Annotated in this window: 26 protein-coding genes; 24 read left to right on the top strand and 2 right to left on the bottom strand. The window is 64.4% G+C overall.

Going from position 1 to position 25833, the window contains the following annotated elements:
- The first annotated feature begins 9 nt into the window (after positions 1-9).
- The 19 genes from nuoG to IVA98_RS31420 all read left to right on the top strand — a co-directional run bounded on the left by nuoG (position 10) and on the right by IVA98_RS31420 (position 20463).
- Entirely contained in the window at positions 10-2085 is a 2076-nt protein-coding gene (gene nuoG / locus IVA98_RS31510; RefSeq protein ID WP_247294695.1) for an NADH-quinone oxidoreductase subunit NuoG, read from the top strand.
- 10 nt (positions 2086-2095) lie between these two features.
- Positions 2096-3163 (top strand): NADH-quinone oxidoreductase subunit NuoH, encoded by a 1068-nt coding sequence (gene nuoH / locus IVA98_RS31505; RefSeq protein ID WP_212289280.1) that lies wholly within the window; start codon positions 2096-2098, stop codon positions 3161-3163.
- A gap of 8 nt (positions 3164-3171) precedes the next feature.
- Entirely contained in the window at positions 3172-3666 is a 495-nt protein-coding gene (nuoI, locus tag IVA98_RS31500; protein ID WP_191093171.1) for an NADH-quinone oxidoreductase subunit NuoI, read from the top strand.
- 137 nt (positions 3667-3803) lie between these two features.
- Entirely contained in the window at positions 3804-4442 is a 639-nt protein-coding gene (locus tag IVA98_RS31495) for an NADH-quinone oxidoreductase subunit J (protein ID WP_247294697.1), read from the top strand.
- On the top strand, positions 4439-4747 hold the full coding sequence (nuoK, locus tag IVA98_RS31490) for an NADH-quinone oxidoreductase subunit NuoK (RefSeq protein WP_008547737.1): 309 nt from the start codon (positions 4439-4441) through the stop codon (positions 4745-4747). Before IVA98_RS31495 ends, nuoK begins: the two co-directional genes overlap by 4 nt.
- Positions 4748-4755: 8 nt before the next feature.
- Positions 4756-6861, top strand: a complete 2106-nt coding sequence (nuoL, locus tag IVA98_RS31485; protein ID WP_247294698.1) for an NADH-quinone oxidoreductase subunit L — start codon at positions 4756-4758, stop codon at positions 6859-6861.
- On the top strand, positions 6862-8370 hold the full coding sequence (locus tag IVA98_RS31480) for an NADH-quinone oxidoreductase subunit M (RefSeq protein WP_247294701.1): 1509 nt from the start codon (positions 6862-6864) through the stop codon (positions 8368-8370). It begins immediately after the preceding gene.
- Between the two features lie 22 nt (positions 8371-8392).
- Complete coding sequence (gene nuoN, locus IVA98_RS31475; RefSeq protein WP_247294703.1) at positions 8393-9829, top strand: NADH-quinone oxidoreductase subunit NuoN; 1437 nt, start codon at positions 8393-8395, stop codon at positions 9827-9829.
- 1 nt (position 9830) lies between these two features.
- Positions 9831-10637, top strand: coding sequence for a biotin--[acetyl-CoA-carboxylase] ligase (locus tag IVA98_RS31470; RefSeq protein WP_247294706.1), 807 nt, complete (start codon positions 9831-9833; stop codon positions 10635-10637).
- The gene (locus IVA98_RS31465) at positions 10637-12307 is read left to right on the top strand and encodes a ribonuclease J (protein ID WP_247294708.1); all 1671 of its coding nucleotides are present in this window, start codon (positions 10637-10639) and stop codon (positions 12305-12307) included. Before IVA98_RS31470 ends, IVA98_RS31465 begins: the two co-directional genes overlap by 1 nt.
- Positions 12308-12317: 10 nt before the next feature.
- Complete coding sequence (gene mce, locus IVA98_RS31460) at positions 12318-12722, top strand: methylmalonyl-CoA epimerase (protein WP_247294709.1); 405 nt, start codon at positions 12318-12320, stop codon at positions 12720-12722.
- Positions 12723-12731: 9 nt separating this feature from the next.
- Positions 12732-13007: a DUF1467 family protein gene (locus tag IVA98_RS31455; RefSeq protein ID WP_247294711.1), complete on the top strand. Its 276-nt coding sequence runs from the start codon at positions 12732-12734 to the stop codon at positions 13005-13007.
- Positions 13008-13277: 270 nt separating this feature from the next.
- On the top strand, positions 13278-13592 hold the full coding sequence (locus IVA98_RS31450) for a hypothetical protein (protein ID WP_247294713.1): 315 nt from the start codon (positions 13278-13280) through the stop codon (positions 13590-13592).
- Between the two features lie 15 nt (positions 13593-13607).
- Positions 13608-14921, top strand: a complete 1314-nt coding sequence (mtnK, locus tag IVA98_RS31445; RefSeq protein ID WP_247356322.1) for an S-methyl-5-thioribose kinase — start codon at positions 13608-13610, stop codon at positions 14919-14921.
- Positions 14922-15067: 146 nt separating this feature from the next.
- Positions 15068-16657, top strand: a complete 1590-nt coding sequence (locus tag IVA98_RS31440; RefSeq protein ID WP_524536438.1) for an ABC transporter substrate-binding protein — start codon at positions 15068-15070, stop codon at positions 16655-16657.
- Positions 16658-16717: 60 nt separating this feature from the next.
- Complete coding sequence (locus IVA98_RS31435; RefSeq protein ID WP_247294715.1) at positions 16718-17653, top strand: ABC transporter permease; 936 nt, start codon at positions 16718-16720, stop codon at positions 17651-17653.
- Positions 17650-18471 (top strand): ABC transporter permease, encoded by an 822-nt coding sequence (locus tag IVA98_RS31430; protein WP_247294718.1) that lies wholly within the window; start codon positions 17650-17652, stop codon positions 18469-18471. Before IVA98_RS31435 ends, IVA98_RS31430 begins: the two co-directional genes overlap by 4 nt.
- Positions 18468-19448, top strand: coding sequence for an ABC transporter ATP-binding protein (locus tag IVA98_RS31425; protein WP_247294720.1), 981 nt, complete (start codon positions 18468-18470; stop codon positions 19446-19448). The genes IVA98_RS31430 and IVA98_RS31425 overlap by 4 nt, the downstream gene beginning before the upstream one ends.
- Positions 19441-20463 carry an ABC transporter ATP-binding protein gene (locus IVA98_RS31420; RefSeq protein ID WP_247294722.1) on the top strand — a complete coding sequence of 341 codons (1023 nt, stop codon included), beginning with the start codon at positions 19441-19443 and terminating at the stop codon, positions 20461-20463. Before IVA98_RS31425 ends, IVA98_RS31420 begins: the two co-directional genes overlap by 8 nt.
- An 87-nt stretch (positions 20464-20550) precedes the next feature.
- Here the strand turns inward: IVA98_RS31420 and IVA98_RS31415 are convergent, their stop codons facing one another.
- Complete coding sequence (locus tag IVA98_RS31415) at positions 20551-21450, bottom strand: LysR family transcriptional regulator (protein WP_247294724.1); 900 nt, start codon at positions 21448-21450, stop codon at positions 20551-20553.
- 118 nt (positions 21451-21568) lie between these two features.
- Here IVA98_RS31415 and IVA98_RS31410 point away from each other — a divergent pair, with 118 nt between their 5' ends.
- The 5 genes from IVA98_RS31410 to IVA98_RS31390 all read left to right on the top strand — a co-directional run bounded on the left by IVA98_RS31410 (position 21569) and on the right by IVA98_RS31390 (position 25056).
- Positions 21569-22315 carry an SDR family oxidoreductase gene (locus IVA98_RS31410; RefSeq protein WP_247294727.1) on the top strand — a complete coding sequence of 249 codons (747 nt, stop codon included), beginning with the start codon at positions 21569-21571 and terminating at the stop codon, positions 22313-22315.
- Positions 22316-22318: 3 nt separating this feature from the next.
- Positions 22319-23527: an arabinose transporter gene (locus tag IVA98_RS31405; protein WP_247356236.1), complete on the top strand. Its 1209-nt coding sequence runs from the start codon at positions 22319-22321 to the stop codon at positions 23525-23527.
- Entirely contained in the window at positions 23524-24303 is a 780-nt protein-coding gene (locus tag IVA98_RS31400; RefSeq protein ID WP_247337401.1) for a carboxymuconolactone decarboxylase family protein, read from the top strand. Before IVA98_RS31405 ends, IVA98_RS31400 begins: the two co-directional genes overlap by 4 nt.
- Before the next feature lie 11 nt (positions 24304-24314).
- Positions 24315-24545 carry a tautomerase family protein gene (locus IVA98_RS31395; protein WP_247294731.1) on the top strand — a complete coding sequence of 77 codons (231 nt, stop codon included), beginning with the start codon at positions 24315-24317 and terminating at the stop codon, positions 24543-24545.
- Positions 24546-24660: 115 nt separating this feature from the next.
- Positions 24661-25056: a (R)-mandelonitrile lyase gene (locus IVA98_RS31390; RefSeq protein WP_247294841.1), complete on the top strand. Its 396-nt coding sequence runs from the start codon at positions 24661-24663 to the stop codon at positions 25054-25056.
- Between the two features lie 136 nt (positions 25057-25192).
- Here the strand turns inward: IVA98_RS31390 and IVA98_RS31385 are convergent, their stop codons facing one another.
- Entirely contained in the window at positions 25193-25819 is a 627-nt protein-coding gene (locus tag IVA98_RS31385; protein ID WP_247356319.1) for a LysR family transcriptional regulator, read from the bottom strand.
- Between the last annotated feature and the right edge of the window lie 14 nt (positions 25820-25833).

Genomic DNA, 25833 nt, shown 5'->3' with positions numbered 1-25833 from the left:
ACTTAAGGTATGACCAAGCTCATCATCGACGGCAAAGAGATCGATGTCCCCGCCGAGTACACGCTGCTTCAGGCGTGTGAGGCGGCGGGCGCCGAGATTCCGCGCTTCTGCTATCACGAGCGGCTGTCGATCGCCGGCAATTGCCGGATGTGCCTCGTCGAAGTGAAGGGCGGCCCGAAGCCGGTCGCAAGCTGCGCCTGGGGCGTGCGCGACTGCCGTCCGGGCCCCAAGGGCGAGCCGCCGGAGATCTCCACGCGTTCGCCGATGGTGAAGAAGGCGCGCGAAGGCGTGATGGAATTCCTTCTCATCAACCATCCGCTCGATTGCCCGATCTGCGACCAGGGCGGCGAGTGCGACCTCCAGGACCAGGCGATGGGCTATGGTGTCGACACCAGCCGCTTCGCCGAGAACAAGCGCGCGGTCGAGGACAAATATCTCGGCGCGCTGGTCAAGACTTCGATGAACCGCTGCATCCAGTGCACGCGCTGCGTCCGCTTCTCGGCGGAAGTGGCCGGCGCCCCTGAGATGGGCGCGACCGGGCGCGGCGAGGACATGGAGATCACGACCTATCTCGAGCATGCGCTGACGTCGGAATTGCAGGGCAACCTCGTCGACATCTGTCCGGTCGGCGCCCTGACCTCCAAGCCTTATGCCTTTGCGGCGCGTCCCTGGGAGCTCGGCAAGACCCAGTCGATTGACGTGATGGACGGCCTGGGATCGGCGATCCGCGTCGACACCCGCGGCCGCGAGGTGATGCGTATCCTGCCGCGCATCAACGAGGCCGTGAACGAGGAGTGGATCTCCGACAAGACGCGCCACGTCGTCGACGGTTTGCGCACCCAGCGCCTCGACCGGCCCTATATCCGCGAAGCCGGCAAGCTGCGCGCGGCGAGCTGGCCCGAGGCCTTCGCCGCTATCGCCGCCAAGGCGGCGCGCACCGACGGCAAGCGCATCGGCGCGATCGCCGGCGACCTCGCCGGCGTCGAGGAGATGTTCGCGCTAAAGGATCTGCTCGCCAAGTACGCCTCGACCAATCTGGCGGTGCAGGGCGGCGATGCCTTCGATCCAGCGCTCGGCCGCGGCGCCTACATCTTCAACCCGACGCTGGCAGGCGTGGAGCAGGCCGACGCGCTGCTCATCATCGGCGCCAATCCGCGGAAAGAAGCGGCGGTGTTCAACGCCCGCATCCGCAAGCGCTGGCGCGCCGGCGGCTTCAAGGTCGGCCTGATCGGCCCCAAGGTTGACCTGACCTATCACTACGACCATCTGGGCGCCGGCACCGAGACGCTCAGTGAGCTGGCGGCCGGCAAGCACTCCTTCATGGAGGTGCTGAAGGACGCCAAGACGCCGATCATCCTGGTCGGCGCGAGCGCGGCCTCGCGTCACGATGGCGCCGCCATTCTCGCCGCGAGCGCCAAGCTCGCGCTCGACGTCGGCGCGGTGAAGGACGGCTGGAACGGCTTTGGCGTGCTGCACGAGACCGCCTCGCGCGTCGGTGCGCTCGACATCGGCTTCTCCGCCACGGCGGGCGGGCTCAACGCGGCGCAGATGACCACGTTCGGAACGCTTGACCTGCTGTTCCTGCTCGGCGCAGACGAGATCAAGGCGCCGGACGGCACCTTCGTCGTCTATATCGGCACCCATGGCGACCGCGGCGCGCATCGCGCCGACGTCATCCTGCCGGCCGCCGCCTACACCGAGAAGTCGGCGATCTATGTCAACACCGAAGGCCGGGTGCAGATGACTGGCCGCGCCGCGTTCCCGCCGGGCGAAGCCCGCGAGGACTGGGCGATCATTCGTGCGCTGTCGGAAGCGCTCGGCAAGAAGCTCGGCTATGACTCGCTCGCGCAGCTTCGCCAGGCTATCTTCAAGGCCGTGCCGCATCTGATCCGTCTCGACCAGATCGAGGCCGGCTCCGCCGACCAGATCAAGAAGCTGGCGGCGAAGGGCGGCTCGCCCGAGAAGGCGCCGTTCAAGCCGCTGGTCGAGGACTTCTACCTGACCAACCCAATCGCGCGTGCGTCCGCCGTGATGGCAGAATGTTCGCGCCTCGCCTCGGGGCAGATGCTGACCGCAGCGGAGTGAGCGTGATCTGATGGAATTCTTCGAAAGCGCATTCTGGACCGGTTTCCTCTGGCCATTGATCATCATGGTCGCGCAGAGCGTCCTGGTGCTCGTCGTCCTCTTGGTCGCGATCGCCTATATCCTGCTCGCCGACCGCAAGATTTGGGCGGCGGTGCAGATCCGGCGCGGCCCTAACGTGGTCGGACCCTGGGGCCTGCTGCAGTCCTTCGCGGACTTGCTCAAGTTTGTGCTGAAGGAGCCGATCATCCCTGCCGGCGCCAACAAGGGCGTATTCCTGCTGGCACCGCTGGTCTCCTGCGTGCTCGCGCTCGCCGCCTGGGCCGTGATCCCGACCAATCTCGGCTGGGTGATCTCCGACATCAATGTCGGCATCCTTTTCATCTTCGCGATCTCGTCGCTGTCGATCTACGGCATCATCATGGCCGGCTGGTCGTCGAACTCGAAATACCCGTTCCTGGCCGCGCTGCGCTCGGCGGCGCAGATGGTGTCGTACGAGGTCTCGATCGGCTTCGTCATCATTACGGTGCTGCTCTGCGCCGGCACGCTGAACCTGTCGGCCGTGGTCGAGGCCCAGCATGCGCGCGGGCTTGCCAGCCTGATCGGGCTGCCGCAGCTCACCATCCTGAACTGGTACGTCTGGCCGCTGTTCCCGATGTTTGTGGTGTTCTACGTCTCGGCGCTGGCAGAAACCAACCGTCCGCCCTTCGACCTCGTCGAAGCCGAATCCGAGCTCGTCGCGGGCTTCATGGTCGAATATGGCTCGACGCCGTACCTCTTGTTCATGCTCGGCGAGTATGTCGCGATCGTCACGATGTGCGCGATGGCGACGATCCTGTTCCTCGGAGGCTGGCTGCCGCCGGTCGACCTGCCGCCCTTCAACTGGGTGCCGGGGATCATCTGGTTCTCCCTGAAACTATTCTTCATGTTCTTCCTGTTCGCGATGGCCAAGGCGATCGTGCCGCGCTACCGCTACGATCAACTGATGCGTCTCGGCTGGAAGGTGTTCCTGCCGATCTCGCTGGCGATGGTGATCGTGGTGGCCGGCGTGCTGCATTTCGCCGGCATCGCGCCGAAGTGAGGGCCGTCATGGGTATCAACGTCAACGCCACTGCACGTTCGCTTCTGCTGTCGGAATTCGTCTCGGCGTTCTTCCTCGCCATGCGCTATTTCTTCCAGCCGAAGCCGACGCTGAACTATCCGTTCGAGAAGGGCCCGATCTCGCCGCGCTTCCGCGGCGAGCATGCGCTGCGCCGCTATCCGAACGGCGAAGAACGCTGCATCGCCTGCAAGCTGTGCGAAGCGGTCTGCCCGGCGCAGGCCATCACCATCGAGGCCGGCCCGCGCCGCAACGACGGCACCCGCCGCACCGTGCGCTACGACATCGACATGGTGAAGTGCATCTATTGTGGCCTCTGCCAGGAGGCCTGTCCGGTCGACGCCATCGTCGAAGGTCCGAACTTCGAGTTCGCGACCGAGACCCGCGAGGAGCTGTTCTATGACAAGGCCAAGCTGCTCGCCAATGGCGACCGCTGGGAACGCGAGATCGCGAAAGCGATCGAGCTCGACGCGCCGTACCGGTGAGATGAGAGCATGATCCTTCCCGCCATCCTCTCGTCATTCCGGGGCGCGCGAACCGCGAACCCGGAATCTCGCGCCACAACCTCCAGATTCCGGGCTCGCGGGCTTTGCCCACGCCCCGGAATGACGGGGACTGCCCGATGATCCTTCCCGCGCTGTTCTTCTATCTGTTCGCCGCCGTCTGCGTCGCGTCGGCGGTGATGGTGATTGTGTCGCGCAATCCCGTGCACTCCGTGCTGTACCTGATCCTGGCCTTCGTCAACGCCTCCGGCCTGTTCGTGCTGATGGGTGCCGAATTCCTGGCGATGATCCTGATCGTCGTCTATGTCGGCGCCGTCGCGGTGCTGTTCCTGTTCGTGATCATGATGCTCGACGTCGACTTCCTCGAGCTGCGCGAGGGCTTCATCGAGTACCTGCCCGTCGGCCTCGTGGTCGGCGGCATCTTCCTGTTCGAGCTGCTGCTCACCGTCGGCTTCTGGGTCATCAATCCGAGCGTCAGCAAGACGATCACGGCGGCGATCCCGGCCAATGTCAGCAACACCGAGGCGCTCGGTCTCGTGCTCTATACGAAGTACATCCACTACTTCCAGCTCTCGGGCATGGTGCTGCTGGTCGCCATGATCGGCGCCATCGTGCTGACGCTGCGTCACAAGGCGAGCGTGAAGCGGCAGGACATCAACGTTCAGAACGCGCGCACGCCGGAAATGGCGATGGCGATGCGCAAGGTGGCGCCGGGGCAGGGGCTTTCGGATGCCGACGCGGCGGAGTGGGTGAAATGACGATCGGGCTCGGACACTATCTGGCGGTCGGCGCGATCCTGTTCACGCTCGGGATTCTCGGCATCTTCCTGAACCGCAAGAACATCATCGTCATCCTGATGTCGATCGAGCTGATCCTGCTCTCGGTCAACATCAACCTCGTGGCGTTCTCGACCTTCCTCGGCGACATCGTCGGCCAGGTCTTCGCGCTTTTGGTGCTGACCGTCGCCGCCGCCGAAGCCGCGATCGGTCTCGCCATCCTGGTGGTCTATTTCCGCAACCGCGGCTCGATCGCGGTTGAGGACGTCAATCTGATGAAGGGCTGAGCTCTCAAATGGTTCAGGCAATCGTTTTCCTGCCTCTGCTGGGCGCCATTCTGGCCGGCCTGATCGCGCTCGTGGGCGCGCACGCCCGTAACCCCTCGGGCGACGAGGTCGAGCATCACGGCGACCACGGTAAGGGCGCGCACGCCCATGCGTCCGATACGATCCACGAGGATGCGTCCGTCATCCACGAGACCCATCACGAGCCCGGCGACGGACATGACGATCACGGCCACGGCCCGACTGAGCCGCCGGCGGCGGGTTCGCGCGGCGCCGAGCTGATCACGACCGCGCTCTTGTTTGTGTCGGCGGCCTTGTCCTGGATGACGCTGGTCGATGTCGGATTCATGCACCACGACGCGCGTATCCAGCTGCTGCCCTGGATATTCTCCGGCGACCTCCAGGTCTGGTGGACGCTGCGGGTCGACACGCTCACGGCCGTGATGCTGGTGGTGGTGACCACCGTGTCCTCGCTCGTGCACCTCTATTCCATCGGCTACATGGACGAGGACCCGAACCGGCCGCGCTTCTTCGGCTATCTCTCGCTGTTCACCTTCGCGATGCTGATGCTGGTGACCGCGGACAACCTCGTGCAGCTGTTCTTCGGCTGGGAAGGCGTGGGTCTGGCCAGCTATCTCCTGATCGGATTCTGGTACCAGAAGCCGTCGGCGAATGCGGCGGCGATCAAGGCCTTCTTGGTCAACCGCGTCGGCGATTTCGGCTTCGCGCTCGGCATCTTCGCGATCTTCATGCTGGTCGGCTCGACCGACTTCGAGACCATCTTCCATGCCGCGCCCGGCCTGACCGGCAAGACCATCGACTTCCTCGGCTGGCACGCCGACGCGCTGACCCTGACCTGCCTGCTGCTCTTCATGGGCGCGATGGGCAAGTCGGCGCAGTTCCTGCTGCACACCTGGTTGCCGGACGCGATGGAAGGTCCGACGCCGGTCTCCGCGCTGATCCACGCCGCGACCATGGTCACCGCGGGCGTGTTCATGGTGGCGCGGCTGTCGCCGCTGTTCGAGCTCGCCCCGAACGCTCAGGCCATCGTGATGTTCTTCGGCGCCACCACCGCGTTCTTCGCGGCGACCATCGGCCTCGTCCAGAACGACATCAAGCGCATCGTCGCCTATTCGACCTGTTCGCAGCTCGGCTACATGTTCGTGGCGATGGGAGCCGGCGCCTATTCGGTCGGCATGTTCCACCTGTTCACCCACGCCTTCTTCAAGGCGCTGCTGTTCTTGGGTTCCGGCTCGGTGATCTATGCGATGCACCACGAGCAGGATATCCGCAACATGGGCGGCCTCTGGCGCAAGATCCCTTACACCTACGCGGTGATGGTGGTCGGCACGCTGGCCCTGACCGGCTTCCCACTCACCGCCGGCTACTTCTCAAAGGACGCGATCATCGAGTCCGCCTACGCCGCGCACAACCCATTCGGAGTCTACGGCTTCCTGATGACGGTCGCCGCCGCGGGCCTGACCTCGTTCTACTCCTGGCGCTTGATCTTCAAGACCTTCCACGGCGAACCGCATGACGAGCATCATTACGAGGCCGCGCATGAGGCTCCGATCTGGATGCTGATCCCGATCGGCGTGCTCGCGGTCGGCTCATTCGTCGCCGGCTTGCCGTTCAAGGAGCTGTTCGCCGGCCACGGCATCGAGGAGTTCTTCCGCGAATCCGTGAAGATGAACCCGCACATCATCGAGGAGATGCACCACATCCCCGAGACCATCGCCTTCCTGCCGACGGTGATGATGGTGCTGGGCTTCCTGGTGTCGTACCTGTTCTATATCCGCCGGCCCTACCTGCCGGTCGAGCTCGCGAAGACGCAGCCGATGCTGTACCAGTTCCTGCTCAACAAATGGTACTTCGACGAGCTTTACGACATCATCTTCGTCCGTCCGGCGAAGTGGATTGGTTATCAGCTCTGGAAGAAGGGCGATGGCTTCATCATCGACGGCCTCGGTCCGGACGGCATCTCGGCGCGGGTCCTGGACGTCACCCGCAACGTCGTGAAGATCCAGACCGGCTATCTCTATCACTACGCATTCGCCATGCTGATCGGCGCCGCCAGCCTGATCACCTGGTTCATGTTCGGCTTTGGAGGCCAGTAAATGACGACCTGGCCCATCCTTTCGGTCACGACGTTCCTGCCGCTGGTCGGAGCGCTGATCGTCTATCTCAGCCGCGGCGATGACGAGGCGGCCAAGCGCAACTCGCGCTGGATTGCGCTCTGGACCACGCTGATCACCTTTGTGGTGTCGGTGATCCTGGTCATGCGCTTCGATCCCGCAAACCCCGACTTCCAGTTCGTCGAGAAGGCGAACTGGCTCGCCACCGGCATCACCTACCACATGGGTGTCGACGGCATTTCGCTGCCGCTCGTGATCCTGACCACCGCGATCATGCCGTTCTGCATCATTGCGAGCTGGAAGGCGGTCACGAACCGCGTCCGCGAATACATGATGGCGTTCCTGATCCTGGAAACCCTGATGATCGGCACCTTCTCGGCGCTCGATCTCGTGCTGTTCTATCTGTTCTTTGAAGGCGGCCTGATCCCGATGTTCCTGATCATCGGCGTCTGGGGCGGTCCGCGCCGGGTCTATGCGTCGTTCAAGTTCTTCCTCTACACGCTGCTCGGCTCGGTCTTGATGCTGCTCGCCATCATGGCGCTGTATTGGAACGGCGGCACCACTGACATCCCGACCCTGATGCACACCGCCGTGCCGCGCTCCTTGCAGACCTGGGCGTGGCTGGCCTTCTTCGCCTCGTTTGCGGTCAAGATGCCGATGTGGCCGGTGCACACCTGGCTGCCCGACGCGCACGTCGAGGCGCCGACCGCGGGCTCGGTCGTCCTTGCCGCGATCCTCCTGAAGATGGGCGGCTACGGCTTCCTGCGCTTCTCGCTGCCGATGTTCCCGCTGGCCTCGCATGACTTCGCGCCGTTGATCTTCACGCTCTCGGCCATCGCCATCATCTACACCTCGCTGGTGGCGTTGATGCAGGAGGACATGAAGAAGCTGATCGCATACTCGTCCGTGGCGCATATGGGCTTCGTCACTATGGGCATCTTCGCCGGCACCATGCAGGGCGTCGCCGGCGGCATGTTCCAGATGATCTCGCACGGCATCGTCTCCGGTGCGCTGTTCCTCTGCGTCGGCATCGTCTACGACCGCCTGCACACCCGCGAGATCGCGGCCTATGGCGGCCTCGTCAACCGGATGCCGCTCTACGCGATGACCTTCATGGTCTTCACCATGGCCAATGTCGGCCTGCCCGGCACGAGCGGCTTCGTCGGCGAGTTCATGACGCTGCTCGGCACCTTCAAGGTCTCGATCCCGACCGCGTTCTTCGCCACCTTCGGCGTGATTCTGTCGGCAGGTTACGCGCTGTGGCTCTACCGCAAGGTCGTGTTCGGGGCGCTGGTCAAGCCATCGCTGATGAGCATGAAAGATCTTACCTTGCGTGAATGCGTGACGCTGTTCCCGCTGATTGCGCTGACGATCCTGTTCGGTGTTTATCCGAAGCCGGTGCTCGACATCTCGGCCGCCTCGGTCCAGCAACTCGTCAACAATTACAACACCGCTGTGACGGCCGTGAAGGCCGCCGCACTGCTCCAGTGATCGGGCAGGTCAGGATATCGTCATGAGCTTTGAGACTGCAGGATATCAATTGGCGCCGGTGCTGCCCGAGCTCGTGCTCGCGGTCGGCGCGATGGCGCTCCTGATGCTGGGAGCCTATCGCGGGCAGGGGACGACCAGGACCGTCACCTCGCTGGCGGTGGTGCTGCTCATCGTGGTCGGCGCGCTCGTCTACATGCAGCCCGCGGGCAAGCAGGTCACCTTCGGCGGCAGCTTCATCGTCGACGATTTCGCCCGCTTCATGAAGATCCTGGCCTTGATCGGCTCGGCGGCGACACTGGTGCTCTCGACCGAGTTCCTGTCCGATCCGTCGCGGCGGATCTTCGAATATTCGATCCTGGTGCTGCTCTCGACGCTCGGCATGATGGTGCTGATCTCGGCCGGCGATCTGATCTCGCTCTATCTCGGCCTCGAATTGATGTCGCTGGCACTCTATGTCGTGGCGGCCTCGAACCGCGACAATGCCAAGTCGACCGAAGCTGGTCTGAAGTATTTCGTGCTCGGCGCGCTGTCGTCGGGAATGCTGCTCTACGGCGCCTCGCTGGTCTATGGCTTCACCGGCACGGTCAGCTTCACCGGCATCGCATCGGCCGCGACGGTCTCGAATGTCGGCCTCGTCTTTGGCCTGGTCTTCCTGCTCGCCGGCCTCTGCTTCAAGGTCTCGGCCGTGCCGTTCCACATGTGGACGCCGGACGTATATGAAGGCGCGCCAACGCCGGTTACCGCCTTCTTCGCCTCGGCGCCGAAGGTGGCCGCGCTTGCGGTCTTCACCCGCGTCACGCTGACCGCATTCCCCGGCATCGTCTCGCAGTGGCAGCAGATCCTGGTGTTCGTGGCGATCGCCTCGATGGCGCTCGGCTCCTTCGCCGCGATCGGCCAGAGCAACATCAAGCGCCTGATGGCGTACTCTTCGATCGGCCACATGGGCTTCGCGCTGGTCGGCCTCGCCTCCGGCACGGTCGAAGGTGCGCAAGGCGTGTTGATGTACATCGTGATCTATGTCGCGATGACGCTCGGCTCGTTTTCGATCATCCTTGCCATGCGGCGCAACGGCCAGGCCGTGGAGCAGATCAGCGATTTCGCAGGTCTGTCGCGAACCAATCCGCTGCTCGCCTTCATGTTCGCGATGCTGCTGTTCTCGCTCGCCGGCATCCCGCCGCTCGCCGGCTTCTTCGCCAAATGGTACGTTTTCGTCGCCGCCATCAAGGCGAACCTGTTCACGCTCGCGGTCATCGGCGTGCTGACCAGCGTCGTCGGCGCCTACTACTATCTCGCCATCGTCAAGACGATGTACTTTGACGAGCCGGCCGGCCAGGTCGATCCTGTCAGGATCGAGGTGCGAACGGTGCTGGCGGTCGCGGGCTTGTTCAACCTGCTGTTTGCGCTGTTCGCAGGCCCCGTGGTGAGCGTCGCCTCCGCCGCGGCAAAGTCGCTGTTCTAGGATGCGGTTCGCGCTCGGTCCTCGTGCACAATCGGCGGGCTACAAGCTCGCGGCCTTCGAACGGACCGGCTCGACCAATACCGACGCGATCGAGCACGCCCGCGCCGGCGAACGCGGCCCGATGTGGTTCGTCACGTCCGAGCAGACCGCCGGCCGCGGCCGGCGCCAGCGCGCTTGGATCGCGCCCCGGGGCAATCTCGCGGCCAGCATCCTCGAAGTCATGGACGTCGCCCCTGCCGTCGCCGCGACGCTCGGCTTCGCCGCGGGGCTCGCGGAGGAGGCGGCGCTCGAGAAGGTCAGCCTGGAGGCGGCGCTTCGCCTCGGCGAGGGTCGTCCCCGCTATGCCCTGAAATGGCCGAACGACGTGCTTGCCGGCGGCAAGAAGCTGGTCGGCATTGCGCTCGAGGCCGAGGCCATTGGCGATCGCCTTGCCGTGGTCGTCGGCATCGGAACCAATGTCGTCGCGGCGCCGGAGGGCACGCCGACGCCGGCGGTGTCGCTGGCCGCGCTCGGCGTCCAGATCAGCGCGGAGGAGCTGTTTGCTGCCCTGTCCGACGCCTGGGTCGAGTTCCGCGGGATCTGGGACAATGGCCGCGGCTTTGCCGAGATCCGCAGGCTCTGGCTGCAACGCGCAGCCGGTCTCGGCGAGAAGGTCGCAATCCACACGGGAGCGACGACGCTGGAAGGCATTTTTGACACTATCGATGACACAGGCTGCCTAATCGTCCGCACCGCGGAGGGGCGGCGGGTGCCGGTCGCAGCAGGCGAGGTGTTCTTCGGCCCGGCCGCCTCCGTGGGAGCTGTGTGATGGCGAGGCCTGACGAACTCGTGTTTGCGCCACTCGGCGGTGTCGGCGAGATCGGCATGAACCTGTCGATCTACGGCCTCGGCAACCGCCAACAGCGCGCCTGGCTCGCGGTCGATCTCGGCGTCTCCTTCGGCGACGAGGAGCACCTGCCGGGCATCGACCTGATCATGCCGGACATCTCTTTCCTGGAGAAGGAGCGCAAGAACCTGATGGGTCTGGTGCTGACCCACGCCCATGAGGACCATTTCGGCGCCATCATCGATCTCTGGCCGAAGCTGCAATGCCCGATCTACGCGACCAAATTCAGCGCGGCCTTATTCGAGGCCAAATGCGCCGCCGAGCGCGGTGCTCCGAACATTCCGGTGACGGTGGTCCCGTCGGGGGGCCGCATCGATGTCGGCCCGTTCAACGTCGAGTTCATCCCGATGGCGCACTCGATTCCGGAAGCGCATGCGCTGGCGATCCACACCGAGGTCGGCATCGTGCTGCATACCGGGGACTGGAAGATCGACCCGACCCCGACGCTGGGGGCCCCGACCGACGAGAAGCGCCTGCGCGAGCTGGGCGAGGAGGGCGTGCTCGCCCTGATCGGCGATTCCACCAACGCCGTGCGCGACGGCCGCTCGCCGTCGGAGGCCGAGGTCGCCAGAACCATTATCGATCTGGTCAAGGCCGCCAAGGGCCGCGTTGCGGTGACGACGTTCGCCTCCAACGTCGCCCGCATCAAGGCCGTGGCTGAGGCTGCGAAAGCCGCCGACCGCGAGGTTGTCGTGGTCGGCCGCGCCATGGAGCGCGTGGTGCAGGTCGCGCGCGAGACCGGTTATCTCGACGGCGTGCAGAATTTCCGCTCACCCGACATTTACGGCCATCTTCCGCAGGACAAGGTGCTGGCGCTGTGCACCGGCAGCCAGGGTGAGCCGCGCGCGGCGCTAGCGCGCATCGCCAATGACGATCATCCCGAGATCACGCTCAACCGCGGCGACAGCGTCATCTTCTCCTCGCGCACCATTCCCGGCAACGAGAAGGCCGTCGGCTCGATCATCAACAATCTGGTGCTCCAGGGCGTCGAGATCATCACCGACCGCGACCATCTGGTCCATGTCTCCGGCCATCCCCGCCGCGACGAGTTGCGCGACCTGATCTCCTGGGTGAAGCCGCAGCTTCTGATCCCCGTCCATGGCGAGGCCCTGCACCTGCACGAGCACGCAAAGCTCGCGCGCGCCGCCGGCGTGCCGCGCGTGCTGGTCTGCCGCAACGGCGACCTCGTCAAGCTCGGGCCCGGCGATCCCGGCATTATCGGCGAGGTGCCGTCGGGCCGTCTCTACAAGGACGGCACGATTTTGGAGGACTCCAAGTCCCGCGCGGTGGTCGAGCGGCGGCGCATGGCCTTTTCCGGTTGCGCCTTCGTTGCTGTCGCCATGACGGAGCAGGGCGAGCTCGCCGATGATCCCGAGATCGATCTGGTCGGAATCCCCGAGAAGAACAGGGCGGGCGAGGCCTTCGACGACATCGTCTTCGACGCCGTGGTCTCTACCATCGAGGGCCTGCCGCGGCCGCGCCGCCGCGATCCTGACGCGCTGGCTGAATCGGTGCGACGCGCTGTCCGGGCCGTGATCAACGAACATTGGGGCAAGAAGCCCCCCTGTCTGGTACACGTGCTGACAGTTTGAGGAGGGGAAGATGCTGGGCCGGCTCAACCATGTGGCGATCGCGACCAAGGACGCCGTCAAGGCCGCCAAGATCTATGGCGCGGCGTTCGGGGCGCAGATCTCGGAAGCCGTCGCGCTGCCCGAGCATGGCGTCACCACCGTATTCGTGACGCTGCCCAACACCAAGATCGAGTTCATCGAGCCCTATGGCGAGGCCTCGCCGATCGCCAAATTCCTCGAGCGCAACGCCGACGGCGGCATTCATCATGTCTGCTACGAGGTCGTCGACATCATCGCCTCGCGCGACACCTTGGTGAAGGAGGGCGCGCGCGTGCTCGGCGACGGTGTGCCCAAGATCGGCGCCCACGGCAAGCCGGTGCTGTTCCTGCACCCCAAGGATTTTTCCGGCGCGCTGGTCGAGATCGAGCAGGCATAAGGCCGCCCTATGGCCATCCAGATATCGACCGCCATCGCGATCTACTTCGTCATCTGGTGGGTCGCGCTGTTCCTGACGCTGCCGTTCGGCGTGCGCAGCCAGCATGAGGACGGCGTCGGTGCGCCCGGCACCGATCCCGGCGCGCCGGTCCTGACGCGGATGGGACGCAAGCTGATCTGGACCACGATCATCTCGGCGATCATCTATGCGCTAGGCATGATGGCGTATCATGCCGGCTATCTGTCGATCGAGCGCCTGTCGAAGATGATGGGAATGCCGTTCTAGCTATCTCTCAACCGAGCGGGACTACCGCGTCCTGTGAGCGGTTTCCGTGCGGCCCATTCTTCGAGACGCCCGCCGTTGGCGGGCCCTCAGGATGAGGACAGAGTGCGCGGCAGCAGTTCCAACGAGCGCCGATGTCCGTTAGCTTCATCCCGAGGAGACCGCGAAGCGGTCGTCTCGAAGGGGAGGCGTGCGCGCTCGTCTTGCCTAAAAATTTTGTGCTTTTTTATTGGGGTCAAAAGGACTTTTCAGCGGGTCGTTATTGCGCTTCTGGTGCTGATCGTCGCCGGTCTCGGTGCCGTCGGCTATGTCGAATGGAAGATGGCGGTGCAGGTGCGCACCCTGAAGGCGTTCGTCGAGGGCTACGTCTTCAACGAAGCCGTGATGGCTTGCGAGCAGGCCAAGAGCTCGACGCCGTTCAAATGGAACGGCGGCAAGAGCACTTCGGTGATCGGCCTGAACTCGGTCAAGCTCGACAAATACACCGTCAGCGCCAGCTACACCCTGGTGGCGGATAGCGTCTATTGTGATTACGATCCGATCAAAAGAAAGGCCGAGATCGGCTCGAGCTTCCTGGAGCGGGAGTAACGATCCATGCCAAACATGGGATGGGATCGTCATGGTCGAGGCGCAGGCGGGGGTTACCGGATTCTGCATGAGGCGGCGTTGCGGGATTATCTCGCAGGCCTGCCGGAGCTTAGGGCACTGCTCGGCGGCGAGCCGCCATCCTGGGCGATCACCGAGGTCGGCGACGGCAATCTCAACCTCGTCTTTATCGTCAAGGGCAACCGCGGCGGCATCGCCGTGAAGCAGGCGCTGCCCTATGTTCGGCTCGTCGGCGAGAGCTGGCCGCTGCCGCTGTCGCGGGCTCATTACGAATACCTGGCGCTGTCGAAGCAGGCCCAGCTCGCGCCCGGCCTCGTGCCGGCGCTGCTGCATCACAACGAGGCGCTGGCGCTCACGATGATGGAGCTGCTCGAGCCCCACATCATCATGCGCAAGGGGTTGGTCGCGGCAACGCAATATCCGCGCTTTGTCGACGACATCACCACCTTCATGGCGAGGACCTTGTTCTTCACCTCCGACCTTGCGCTCTCCGCGGCCGAGAAGAAGCAGGGCATCGCCGCCTTCGCCGGCAATCATGCGCTGTGCAAGATCACCGAGGACCTGATCTTCACCGATCCCTACCGCATCGCTGAGCAGAACCGCTGGACCGCGCCGTATCTCGACGGCCTGGCGGCAAGCCTCCGCGATGACATGGACCTGCATGTGGCGATCTCCCGCCTCAAGCTGAAGTTCATGGCAAGCCCCGAGGCGCTGATTCACGGCGACCTCCACACCGGCTCGATCATGGTGACGGAGAGCGAGACGCGTGTGATCGACCCCGAATTCGCGTTCTACGGCCCGATCGGGTTCGACGTCGGGGCCGTGCTCGCCAACCTCCTGATGGCCTATTTCGCCTCCGCCGGCCACGAGCGCTCGCCGGGCGAGCGCGCCGCATTCGAGGCCTGGGTGCTGGAGACGGTCGAGCAGGTCTGGCGCGAGTTCGCCCGCAAATTCCTCGACCTCTGGCGCGCCGGAGCCGGAGGCGATGCCTATCCCGTCTCGCTCTTTGCCGGCGAGCAGGGCGCCGCACGGCTAGAAGCCGAGCGGCAGGCCTACATGCAGCGCCTGTTCGCCGACGCGGTCGGCTTCGCAGCCGCAAAAATCATCCGCCGCATCTTCGGGCTCGCCCACAACATCGATTTCGAGCTGATCGCGGACCCGCGCACGCGGGCGATCAGCGAAGCCCGCGCCGTACGGCTGGCGCGGGCGATGATGGTGGAGGCGGGGGCGTTTGCAGCTATCGGCGACGTCACCAGTGCAGCGCGGAAACTGCGCGACTGGCAGCCGGAGTTCGCCGTCGGCCAGGCGTGACGAATTTGGACCCGGTCGGCGATCCGGCTTCACCTCTCCCACGGGAGAGGTGAAGCCCGCATAGGTCATTCCTTCAAGGCGCTTGCATTCGACATGCTGTGAATGGTCAACTCGCCGATCAGAGCACGCCTACATTCGGGGGACACATGATGTTCAGGACAATGGCGATCGTTGCTGGCTTGGGACTGGCGCTTGCCGCCACGGCGGAGGCCCAGACACCGCGCAAGGGCGGAACCATCCGCATGACCGCGCCCTATGGCTCGAGTTTCACTAGCCTGGACATTCACACGACGCAGCGCGCCCAGGACGAGATCTACGCCAAGGCTCTGCACCGGTCGCTCTACATCTGGAATTCCACGGAAGGCAAGCCGGTTCTGGAGCTTGCCAAGGAGCATGTGGTCTCCGGCGGAGGCCTCGTTCACACCTTCAAGCTGCGGGACGACGCGTATTTCCACAATGGCCGCAAGATGACGGCTGACGACGTCATCTGGTCCTACAATCGGATCATGGACGGCACCAAGGCCTATCCCGGCGCGCGCTTCGTGCGTGTGATCGAGGGCGCGGCCGCGGTCGAGAAGGGAGAGGCCAAAGAGATCTCCGGCCTGAAGAAGATCGACGACTTCACCCTCGAAATGAAGCTGACCGAGAAGGTCGATCCGGGCTTTTACTTCTTTAACGCGCTGACCTCGATCTATCCCGCCGACGAGGGCGCCAAGGAAAGCTTCATCCAGAAGCCGATCGGTCTTGGACCCTTCAAGTTCGTCGAGCACGTGCCGGGATCGCGCATCGTCCTGGAGCGGTGGGACCGGTTCTACAAGCCCGGCAAGCCCTATGCCGACAAGCTCATCGTGTCGATCATGGGCGAGGCCGCGGCCCGCGATGTCGCTTTCCGCAACAAGGAGATCGACACGTCCGTGCTCGGGCCCGCGCAATATGTCGCCTATCAGGCCGACCCTGGCCTCAAGGGCACCATCGTCGAAGTCGCCGAGGTCTTCACCCGTCACATGGGAATGAATCCGACCTTCAAGCCGTTCGCCGACAAGCGCGTCCGGCAGGCGATCAACCACGCGATTGATACCGACCTGATCATCAACAAGCTGGTCAAGGGCAAGGCCTATCGCGCCACGAGCTGGCTGCCTCTGACCTCGCCGCTCTACGACAAGGCGATGAAGCCCTATGCCTTCGATCCCGCGAAGGCAAAGCAGTTGCTTGCGGACGCCGGCTATCCCACCGGCTTTGAGTTCGAATGGACGACCAGTCAAAACGAAAGCTGGGGTCTGCCGATCGTCGAGGCCATCATCCCGATGCTGGACCGCGTCGGCGTCAAGGTGAAGGTCAAGCAGGTCGAGACCGCGGTGCTGGCGGAGGTGATCCGCAAGGGCGACTTCCAGGCCTATGTCTATTCCATGGCGACAGGCCCGGATCCCCAGGCGGCGCTGAAATGCTTCTACTCGTCGACGCCGCAATCAGCGTGCAATTACACGTCCTTCAAAAACGCGGATTTCGACAAGCTGATCGACGAGGCCGGACAGGCCGACGACGATGCAAAACGCGACCAATTGCTCCGGAAGGCCAATGCCCTGCTCTATGAAGAGGCTCCGGTCTGGTTCTTCAACTACAACAAGGCGGTCATGGCGGTGCAGCCGTGGCTGAAGGGGATTCAGCTGAATGCGACGGAACTGACCCATCAAAACGTCGAGGACCTCTGGGTGGACGAGACATCGCCCGCCAAGTGACCCGCGCTCTCACCCTTCCTCGATCGCAGGAAGCGACGGAGGGAGGGAGGAACAGTTGCAATGCTCGCCTTCCTGATCCGTCGAATCCTGCAAACCGTTCCGACCGTGCTGGCCGTGGTGCTGGTGGTCTTCGTCCTGTTCAGCGTGGTGCCTGGCAGCATCGTATCGAGCATGAGCGATGACGGCCGCGGTGCAGCCGACCCGCAGGTCGTGGAGCGCATGAAGAAGCAGCTCGGCCTCGACGATCCCGTCTACATGCGCTTTGGCGCCTACATCGGCAAGCTTGCGACAGGTGATCTGGGGACGTCGTTCCGGACCCGCGAGCCGATCACGACCATGATCGCAAAACGGATGTGGCCGACGGTGCAATTGATATTCGCAGCCTTGACGTTTGCGATCGCGATCGGCGTTCCGCTCGGCTTTGTCGCAGCCTTGCGACCAGGCGGCATCGTCGACACGGTCTCCATGGTCGTCGCGGTGTCGGGCCTTTCAATGGCCAAATTCTGGCTCGGGCTGCTGTTGATGTACCTGTTCGCCTTGAAGCTTGGCTGGCTGCCGAGCTTCGGCTATGGCGACGGCAGCCTCAAATATCTGATCCTGCCGGCCGTGACGCTCGGCGTCTCGCCGATGGCGCTGCTGGCCCGGACGACGCGCGCCGCGGTGCTCGAGATCATGACCGCCGATTTTGTCCGCACCGCGCGCTCCAAGGGCATGAGCGAGACGCGTGTCGTGAAGTGGCACGTGATGCGCAACGCTCTCGTCCTGATTCTCACGACAATGGGCCTGCAATTCGGCGCGTTGATGGGGCAAGCCGTCGTCGTCGAGAAATTGTTCTCATGGCCGGGCATCGGCTCGCTGCTGGTCGACAGTGTCCTCCAACGCGATATTCCGGCCGTCCAGGGCTCAATTCTCGTGGTGGTGCTGTTCTTTCTCGCGCTCAATTTGCTGATCGACGTGCTCTACGGCGTGATCGATCCCAGGATCAGATACGCATGAAGCTCCGCGCCAATCTCGTCATCGGCGGCGCGTTGTTCGCGCTTGCGATCCTGGTCGGCCTGCTCGCGCCATGGCTGGCGCACACCGATCCCGTCATGGACGCCAACCTCATGAATGCAGAGGAGGCGCCGAGCTGGACCTGGTGGTTCGGCACCGACGGGCAGGGCCGCGACATCTACTCCCGCGTCGTGTATGGCGCGCGCGTCTCGCTGACGGTCGGCATCGTCTCCCAGCTCATCAACAGCGTCATCGGCGTGGCACTGGGCCTCAGCGCCGGCTATTGGGGCGGCTGGTGGGACGATGTCGTCAACGCCCTGACCAACCTCATGCTCGCGATCCCGTCGCTGATCTTCGCGCTGGCAATCATGGCGGTGCTTGGACCCGGCCTGACCAGCCTGCTCATCGCGCTCGGCTTGACCAACTGGTCCTTCTCCTGCCGGATCGCACGGGCCTCGGCGCTGTCGCTGAGGAGCCAGGGCTATGTGCAGGCCGCAACCGTGCTCGGCTACGGCGATATGCGCATCATGATCACGCAGCTGCTGCCCAACATGCTCGGACCGATTGTCGTCATCGGCACGCTCGGCATGGGCAGTGCGGTCCTGTCCGAAGCCGCATTGTCGTTCCTCGGCCTCGGCGTGCGTCCGCCGTTTCCGAGCTGGGGCAGCATGTTGTCGGAAGCCCGCGACCAGATCACGACGGCGCCGTGGCTCTCGGTTTTCCCGGGCCTTGCCATCTTCCTGACGGTGCTCGGCCTCAATTTGCTTGGCGACGGCCTGCGCGACATTCTCGATCCGCAGTCGCGGAGCCGGCGCACATGACGGGCTCGCCGCTGATCGAAGTCGAGGATCTGCGCATCGATCTCAACGACGGATCCCGCAAGGTCCCCGCAGTCGAGGGCGTTTCGTTCCGCATCGATCGTGGCGAGACCTTCGGTCTTGTCGGTGAATCCGGCTGCGGCAAGAGCATCACGGCGCTTGCTCTGATCGGCCTGCTGCGGCCGCCATTGTCGATCGGGGGCGGCGTCATCCGCTTCGAGGGGCGGGAGATCCAGCACCTTTCCGCCGCCAAACAGCGGGCGCTGCGCGGCAACCGCATCGCCATGATCTTCCAGGAGCCGATGACGGCCCTGAACCCGGTCTCGCCTGTGGGCCGACAGATCGCCGAGATGTTCGTGCTGCACAAGGGCAAGAGCTGGCGGGAAGCCAATCAGCTGGCGGTGGATGCACTGGCGAGCGTCCGCGTCCCCGCGCCCGAGCGGCGCGTGAAGGATTACCCGCACCAGCTCTCGGGCGGCATGCGGCAACGCGTGATGATCGCCATCGCGCTGGCCTGCGGTCCTGATCTCCTGATTGCAGACGAGCCGACCACCGCGCTCGACGTGACCGTGCAGGCGGAGATCATCGAGCTGATGCGCAATCTATGCGCCGAGCGGGGGACGGCCATCCTGATGATCAGCCACGATCTCGGCCTGGTCGCCAATGTCTGCCGCCGCGTTGCCGTCATGTATGCCGGCCGCATCGTCGAGGAGCGCGGCTCGGCGGATATTTTCCGCTCGCCCTCGCACCCCTATACGCAAGGCCTCGTCGCCTCGCTGCCCCGGCTCGGCAGTCGCGCTGCGCTTGGCCGGACCAGGCTCAAGGAGATCGCGGGCGTCGTTCCCGCGATCACAAGCTTCCCGGACGGATGCCGGTTCAATCCGCGCTGCGCGCAGGCGACCGATATTTGCCGAACCACTGCGCCGGGGACGGATTTGCTGGGCGCCGGCGGTCTGGTGAGGTGTCACCATCATGCATGAGCCACAGGGGAGGCCGGACGACGATCTCATTCTCAGCGTCGAGGATCTCGCAGTCCATTTTCCGCTGCGGGGCGGCTTGCTAGGCCGCGAAAGACGGCTGCTCCGTGCCGTCGACGGTGTCGATCTCAGCTTGAGGCGCGGCGAATGCCTCGGCCTCGTCGGCGAGTCCGGCTCGGGCAAATCGACGATTGCGCTCTCGATCCTCGGTCTCCTGACACCGACGCGCGGCCGCATCGTGCTGGACGGGCAGGTCGTCACGAACAGGCAGTCCGCGGACCGCAAGGCGCTGGCTCGCATCGTGCAGATCGTGTTCCAGGATCCCTACGCCTCGCTCAATCCGCGCCAGACCGTTCGCCGCACGCTCGAAGATCCCTTGCGCGTCCATGGCGTGACCGCGAAAAGCGAGATCGAGGATCGCGTCGCGACGATGCTGCGGCATGTGGGACTGCGGCCCGAACAGGCTGACCGCTACCCGCATGAATTCTCGGGCGGCCAACGTCAGCGCATCGGCATTGCGCGGGCGCTGATCCTCAATCCCAGGATTGTCATCTGCGACGAACCGGTCTCGGCGCTCGATGTCTCAATCCGCGCCCAGATCATCAATCTCTTGCTGGAATTGAAGGAGACACTCGGTCTGTCCTACATCATGATCAGCCATGACCTCGGCGTCGTCGAGCACATGAGCGACCGCGTCGCCGTGATGTATCTCGGCCGCATCGTCGAGAATGGCCACTGGCGCGAGATTTTTGAACGGCCGGCGCATCCCTATACGCAGGCCCTGATCGCCGCCATCCCCGATCCCTTGCGCCACGCCCCGCTGGCGACCACGGGCGGTGACCTGCCCAATCCGCTCAATCCCCCGGACGGATGCGCGTTCAGCCCGCGCTGTCGTTACGCCGAAGCGGTGTGCCGGAGCGAGCCGGGGCCGGCGCTGGAGACGCGGCCGGACGGGCACGCGGTGAGGTGCTGGCGAGCTGACGAGATCGCCTATCAGACGTCATTGGCCGCGACGTAGCAGCTTGCTCAATGTCCGCTTCGACCCGAAAGCGACGGAATGGCTTTGTTGCCGCGAAGTGATGCAATGGGCCAAGAGGGATCAGCCCTATTTGCCACGATATCTGAGAGCGTCCGCCAGCAGCGTAAACGCCGGCGAGGGTTGCCGCCGGCTCGGATAGTATAGATGATAGCCAGAGAACGGCGGACACCAATCCGCCAGTACGCGAAGCAGCCGGCCTTGCGATACGTACGGCTGCACGTGTCCCTCAGTCAGGTAGGCGAGGCCTAGACCCTTCAACGCGCCATCGAGAAGGAGACCGGCGCTGTTGAATACCAGCTGCCCCTCGACCCGCACATTGAGCTCGCGCCCATTCTTCTCGAACTCCCAAGCGTAGAGGCTGCCGCCGTGCGTCGGCAGGCGCAGGTTGAGACAGTTGTGTTGAGTCAGGTCCTGCGGCGTTTTCGGCCGCTTGCGATCGACGAAGTACGATGGCGAGCCGACGACGGCCATTCGGAGATCGGGGCTGACGCGCACGGCGATCATGTCCTTGGCGACGAGCTCCCCGGGGCGGATGCCGGCATCGACCTGCTGTGCCACGATGTTGGTCAGCCCGTAGTCGATGATGACCTCGACATGGATGTCGGGGTACTTAGGCAGGAGCTTCCCAAGCGCCGGCAGAAGGATCTCGGCGGCAGCGTATTCGGTAGCCGTCAGCCGAACGGTTCCAGCAGGCTTCTCCCGCAATTTGCCCAGCTCGGCGAGATCTGCATCCATCTCGGTGAACTTGGGGCCGACACTTAGGAACAGCCGTTCCCCGGCTTGTGTCGGGGTGACGCTGCGCGTCGTCCGGTTCAACAATCGAACCCCGAGCCGCTCCTCTAGGCCACGGACGATCTGGCTGAGCGCGGACTGCGTCATGCCCAGCTTCGCCGCCGCGCGCGTGAAATTGCGTTCCCTCGCGACAGCGAGAAAGGCGATGAGGTCGCTTGCGTCGTCCCGATTCATCCATAAGCCTGCCTAATGACTGCATTCACAATTTATCACCTAATCGCGCGGGCGAGGAAGGCCTAGGTTCTGATCAGCCATCGAGCCGCAGCACGGCTCCAGAAGAAGGCAAGGACCTATGACAGACGGAATCAAGCACAAGATCGTCGTGGTGACCGGAGCGAGCAGCGGGCTAGGCGAGGCCACTGCGCGGCTCCTGTCGGCGCAGGGCGCGACTGTCGTGCTCGGCGCCCGGCGGGCGGATCGCCTCCAGGCGCTCGCGAACGAGATCGAGGCGCGCGGCGGGAACGCGCATGCTCTGGAAACGGATGTGACCCGCCGAGAACAGGTGAAGGCACTTGTCGACTCTGCAGTGCAGACCTACGGCCGCATCGACGTCATGATCAACAATGCCGGTCTGATGCCGCAGGCTCCGCTCGAGCAACTGAACGTCGACGAGTGGGACCGGATGATCGACGTCAACCTCAAAGGAGTGACGTACGGCATCGCCGCCGCGCTTCCGCACATGCAGCGGCAGAAGTCGGGTCATTTCGTCAACGTGTCGTCCGTCGCGGGACACAAGGTCGGACCCGGCTTCGCCGTCTACGCGGCGACGAAGTTCGCCGTCCGCGCGCTGTCGGAAGGCCTGCGGCAGGAGGTGAAGCCTTACAACATCCGGACGACGGTGATCTCGCCGGGTGCGGTGGCGACCGAGCTCCTGAATACGATCTCGGACCCCGCGGCAGCGGCGGGAATCCGCTCGTTCTATGATCAGGTGGCAGTGCCCGCAGAATCGTTCGCGAGGGCCGTTGCGTTCGCGCTGAGCCAGCCTGCGGAAGTCGACATCAACGAGATCCTCTACAGGCCGACCAGGCAGGAGCTCTGAGGCATGTCGATCGCAGCCACGCAGCAGCCTGTCTCGGCGCCCGGAGTCACGGCCACGCTGCTCCCGATCATGGGTGTCGTCTTCGTCGCCTTCCTCGTCATCGGCGTGGCCATGCCCGTGCTTCCTCTTCACGTGCACGATGGGCTGGGTCTCGGCACGTTCGTGGTGGGCCTCGTCGCCGGAAGCCAGTTCGCCGCATCGTTGATCTCCCGGCCGTGGGCCGGTCACTTCTCTGACGCGCGGGGAGCCAAGCGTGGGGTCGTCGCCGGCCTGCTGGCGGCGGCCGCCGCGGGGCTGCTGTATTTGCTGTCGCTTGGCTTCAGCGGGTCTCCGTTGCGCTCGGTCGCGATCCTCCTCTTGGGCCGTGGGCTCCTCGGCGGAGCGGAAAGCTTCATCATCACGGCCGCGGTGAGCTGGGGGCTGGCGCTCGCCCATTCCGGCAACACCGGTAAGGTCATTGCCTGGGTCGGATCGCCCATGTTCGCAGCCTTCGCGATCGGCGCCCCTGCCGGCTCCGCGCTATATGCGGCCCACGGCTTCGCGGCGATCTCGCTCGCGACCACATTGGCGCCGCTCGTCGCTCTGCCGCTGGTCGCTCTGCTCCCGGCGGTCGCGCCGGAGAAGCACGCGCGCGCCTCCTTCGTCGAAGTGATCGGTGCAGTCTGGGTGCCAGGTCTGGGCTCGGCACTCGGCTCCGTGGGCTTTGGCGCAGTCACCACGTTCGTCGCCCTGCTGTTCGCGACGAGGGGATGGGCCAACGGATGGTCCGCCTACACCACGTATGCGATCGCCTTCATCCTGGCCCGCGTGTTCTTCAGCCATCTGGCCGACAGGATCGGCGGAGCGAAGGTCGCGCTGGTCTGCGCGGCGATCGAGGCCGTCGGCCAGGCGCTGATCTGGCTGGCCGTTCGTCCGGAGATGGCCCTCGCCGGCGCTGCGCTCACCGGCTTCGGCTTCTCGCTGGTCTATCCCGGCTTCGGCGTGGAGGCGGTCCGCCGCGTGCCGGCGCAGAGCCGTGGCCTCGCCATGGGCGCCTACACCGGTTTCCTCGATCTCGCCCAGGGTCTCGCCAGCCCTGCGCTCGGATTGATCGCGGCCGGAGGGAGACTGAACGCTCTGTTTCTCGTCAGTTCGGCGACCGTGCTGTGCGCGTCGCTCGTCGCTTGGTGGCTGATCGCGAACCCGATGACATCGGAAGGATCCCTACAATGAGAACGCTCGCCGCGACTTTGATCTCACTCTGCCTGTTCGCCGTCGCGGCCGCGGCGCAGGCACCCCACCAAGGAGCAAACGGCATGCCCAAGCCCGAAGACATCCGCGCCGTCGCGCCGGCCCTCGAAGGGTATGCGCAGAAATTCATCGTCGACGACCTGTGGAAGCGAACGGGCCTCTCCCGTCGCGACCGCGGCATCGTCACGGTTGCCGCGTTGATCGCCCGCGACCAAATCGTCGAACTGCCGCACTACCTGGCCCTCGCGCTCGACAGCGGCGTGAAGGCGTCGGAGATATCGGAGATCATCACCCACTTGGCGTTCTACACGGGCTGGGCAAACGCGATGGATGCGATCCCGGCGGCCAGGGAAGTGTTCAAGAGCCGCAACATCGGAGCCGACCAGCTCCCGCCGGCCTTAGGACCGCAGCTCCCGCTCGACGAGGCGGCGGAGAAGCAGCGGGCCACGCGCGTCGGAGAGCAGTTCGGGCAAACCACGCCAAGCCTCGTCGAGTACACGACAGACGTGCTGTTCCGGGATCTCTGGCTCCGGCCGGCTCTCGCTCCCCGCGACCGCAGCCTCGTCACCGTGAGCGCTCTCATCGCGACCGGTCAGGTCGCGCAGATCGCCTATCACCTGAACCGCGCGATGGACAACGGGTTGACGCGGGAGGAAGCCGGCGAGGTGCTCGGCCATCTCGCCTTCTACGCCGGCTGGCCCAACGCATTCTCCGCAGCGCCGGTCGTCAAGGACGTCATCGAGAAGCGTCCACACTGAGGAATCCAGCAATGCCACACGTCATCGTCAAACTCTATTCGGGCAAAAGCCAACTCCAGAAGCAAGCCCTTGCGCAAGCGGTCGCCGAAGCGGTCACTGGCGCGCTCTGCTACGGAGAGGAATCCGTTTCCGTCGGCATCGAGGACGTCGAGCCGAAACACTGGACCGAAAAGGTCTACAACCCCGACATCATTGCCAAGCCGGACACCATCTACAAGAAGCCCGGGTACGACCCTCGATGAGCGAAGGCGTGAGATGATCACACGTCGGAACGTACTCGTCAGCGGCGCCGTCGCTGTTACCATCGGAGTTCACCGGGCGCTCTCGTCCGAAACACAGAAGGAATCTCAAATGGATATCGACATCAAACGAAACGGCTCGCGTCCCTCCCAAAAGGGACCGGAAGACTGGTTCACTGGGACGGTCCGGATCGACCCGCTGTTCCAGGCTCCCGATCCGGCCCGAGTAGGAGCTGGCCAGGTCACGTTCGAGCCCGGCGCTCGGACAGCCTGGCACACGCATCCCCTAGGTCAGACCCTAATTGTGACCGCCGGGCTTGGGTGGGTGCAGCGTGAGGGCGGTGCGATCGAGGAGATTCGGCCCGGCGACGTTGTCTGGTTTCCTCCCGGACTGAAGCACTGGCATGGCGCTTCACCGACGACGGCAATGACCCACATTGCGATCCAGGAATCCGTTGGCGGCAAGAATGTTGATTGGTTGGAAAAGGTGAGGGACGACCAGTATCGGAAATGATGGCAGGCGCCATCCCCTTCGCATCAGTTTAGACCGACGCAGCGGGGACTTGCCGGCCGGTTGATGGCCGTTTTGCTAGAAGAAACACCGGCGCCGCGGTCGCTTGACGCCGAGTTGTTGCGGCTTTGCGGTCGCCTCAACTCCTGATGCTGCCGACCAAGCGCGGGGGTGTATTCGAAAGTGCGTGCTCGGCCAGCAAGGCGCGCAGCCATTCGCGGAAGCTCACGATCTCGGGGCAATCCGCGGTGCCTTCAGGCGCGACGAGCCAATCACCCAGTCTCGATCCCTCATCCATCCGCTCGCAGCGATAGCCCGGATGTTGGCCAAGACCGCGAGCGATCAGCAAGTCGACCTTGCCCTCGACCAGCTCGTGCAGGCCGGCGGGCTGCAGCAGCCGCAAACCGATATCTGGATGCGCGCTGCGAAACTCTGCCAATTGGAGGCGGCGCAGGTCGATGCTGCCATGAACGCCCAATTGTAGCAGCACTGCACCTGCCGGCTTCAATTGCGAGGTCGCCTCGGCGATGTGGCGAAAGCCTTCGGATATCCCCGGTAGATAGGCCCGGCCGGCCGCGGTGAGGATGAGCTGCTTATGCAGCCGGTCGAACAGGCGTACGCCGAGGCGCGCCTCCAGCGCTTTCACCTGCTGCCCTACGGCGGCGGGCGTTACGTGCAGCTCGTGCGCGGCCAATTTGAAGCTGAGATGCCGCGCGGCGGCTTCGAAAGCGCGGAGCGCGTTGAGCGGTGGAAGGATGTAAGTCATTGCTGCCCAGTTTG

Origin of the sequence: Bradyrhizobium sp. 160 (assembly GCF_023073735.1) — a bacterium.
In the GTDB taxonomy this organism is placed as follows: Bacteria; Pseudomonadota; Alphaproteobacteria; order Rhizobiales; family Xanthobacteraceae; genus Bradyrhizobium.
Note: the sequence above shows the minus strand (reverse complement) of the source record. Positions and strands in the feature narration are given on the sequence as shown.

Coding starts and splice junctions, on each gene's coding strand:
- IVA98_RS31385 (WP_247356319.1), bottom strand. CDS start 25,819: ATGACTTACATCCTTCCACCGCTCAACGCGCTCCGCGCTTTCGAAGCC.
- nuoG (WP_247294695.1), top strand. CDS start 10: ATGACCAAGCTCATCATCGACGGCAAAGAGATCGATGTCCCCGCCGAG.
- IVA98_RS31395 (WP_247294731.1), top strand. CDS start 24,315: ATGCCACACGTCATCGTCAAACTCTATTCGGGCAAAAGCCAACTCCAG.
- IVA98_RS31415 (WP_247294724.1), bottom strand. CDS start 21,450: ATGAATCGGGACGACGCAAGCGACCTCATCGCCTTTCTCGCTGTCGCG.
- mtnK (WP_247356322.1), top strand. CDS start 13,608: ATGGGATGGGATCGTCATGGTCGAGGCGCAGGCGGGGGTTACCGGATT.
- mce (WP_247294709.1), top strand. CDS start 12,318: ATGCTGGGCCGGCTCAACCATGTGGCGATCGCGACCAAGGACGCCGTC.
- nuoN (WP_247294703.1), top strand. CDS start 8,393: ATGAGCTTTGAGACTGCAGGATATCAATTGGCGCCGGTGCTGCCCGAG.
- IVA98_RS31455 (WP_247294711.1), top strand. CDS start 12,732: ATGGCCATCCAGATATCGACCGCCATCGCGATCTACTTCGTCATCTGG.
- IVA98_RS31495 (WP_247294697.1), top strand. CDS start 3,804: ATGATCCTTCCCGCGCTGTTCTTCTATCTGTTCGCCGCCGTCTGCGTC.
- IVA98_RS31435 (WP_247294715.1), top strand. CDS start 16,718: ATGCTCGCCTTCCTGATCCGTCGAATCCTGCAAACCGTTCCGACCGTG.
- nuoK (WP_008547737.1), top strand. CDS start 4,439: ATGACGATCGGGCTCGGACACTATCTGGCGGTCGGCGCGATCCTGTTC.
- IVA98_RS31430 (WP_247294718.1), top strand. CDS start 17,650: ATGAAGCTCCGCGCCAATCTCGTCATCGGCGGCGCGTTGTTCGCGCTT.
- IVA98_RS31425 (WP_247294720.1), top strand. CDS start 18,468: ATGACGGGCTCGCCGCTGATCGAAGTCGAGGATCTGCGCATCGATCTC.
- IVA98_RS31420 (WP_247294722.1), top strand. CDS start 19,441: ATGCATGAGCCACAGGGGAGGCCGGACGACGATCTCATTCTCAGCGTC.
- nuoL (WP_247294698.1), top strand. CDS start 4,756: ATGGTTCAGGCAATCGTTTTCCTGCCTCTGCTGGGCGCCATTCTGGCC.
- IVA98_RS31400 (WP_247337401.1), top strand. CDS start 23,524: ATGAGAACGCTCGCCGCGACTTTGATCTCACTCTGCCTGTTCGCCGTC.
- IVA98_RS31480 (WP_247294701.1), top strand. CDS start 6,862: ATGACGACCTGGCCCATCCTTTCGGTCACGACGTTCCTGCCGCTGGTC.
- IVA98_RS31465 (WP_247294708.1), top strand. CDS start 10,637: ATGGCGAGGCCTGACGAACTCGTGTTTGCGCCACTCGGCGGTGTCGGC.
- IVA98_RS31440 (WP_524536438.1), top strand. CDS start 15,068: ATGATGTTCAGGACAATGGCGATCGTTGCTGGCTTGGGACTGGCGCTT.
- IVA98_RS31410 (WP_247294727.1), top strand. CDS start 21,569: ATGACAGACGGAATCAAGCACAAGATCGTCGTGGTGACCGGAGCGAGC.
- IVA98_RS31405 (WP_247356236.1), top strand. CDS start 22,319: ATGTCGATCGCAGCCACGCAGCAGCCTGTCTCGGCGCCCGGAGTCACG.
- IVA98_RS31470 (WP_247294706.1), top strand. CDS start 9,831: ATGCGGTTCGCGCTCGGTCCTCGTGCACAATCGGCGGGCTACAAGCTC.
- nuoH (WP_212289280.1), top strand. CDS start 2,096: ATGGAATTCTTCGAAAGCGCATTCTGGACCGGTTTCCTCTGGCCATTG.
- nuoI (WP_191093171.1), top strand. CDS start 3,172: ATGGGTATCAACGTCAACGCCACTGCACGTTCGCTTCTGCTGTCGGAA.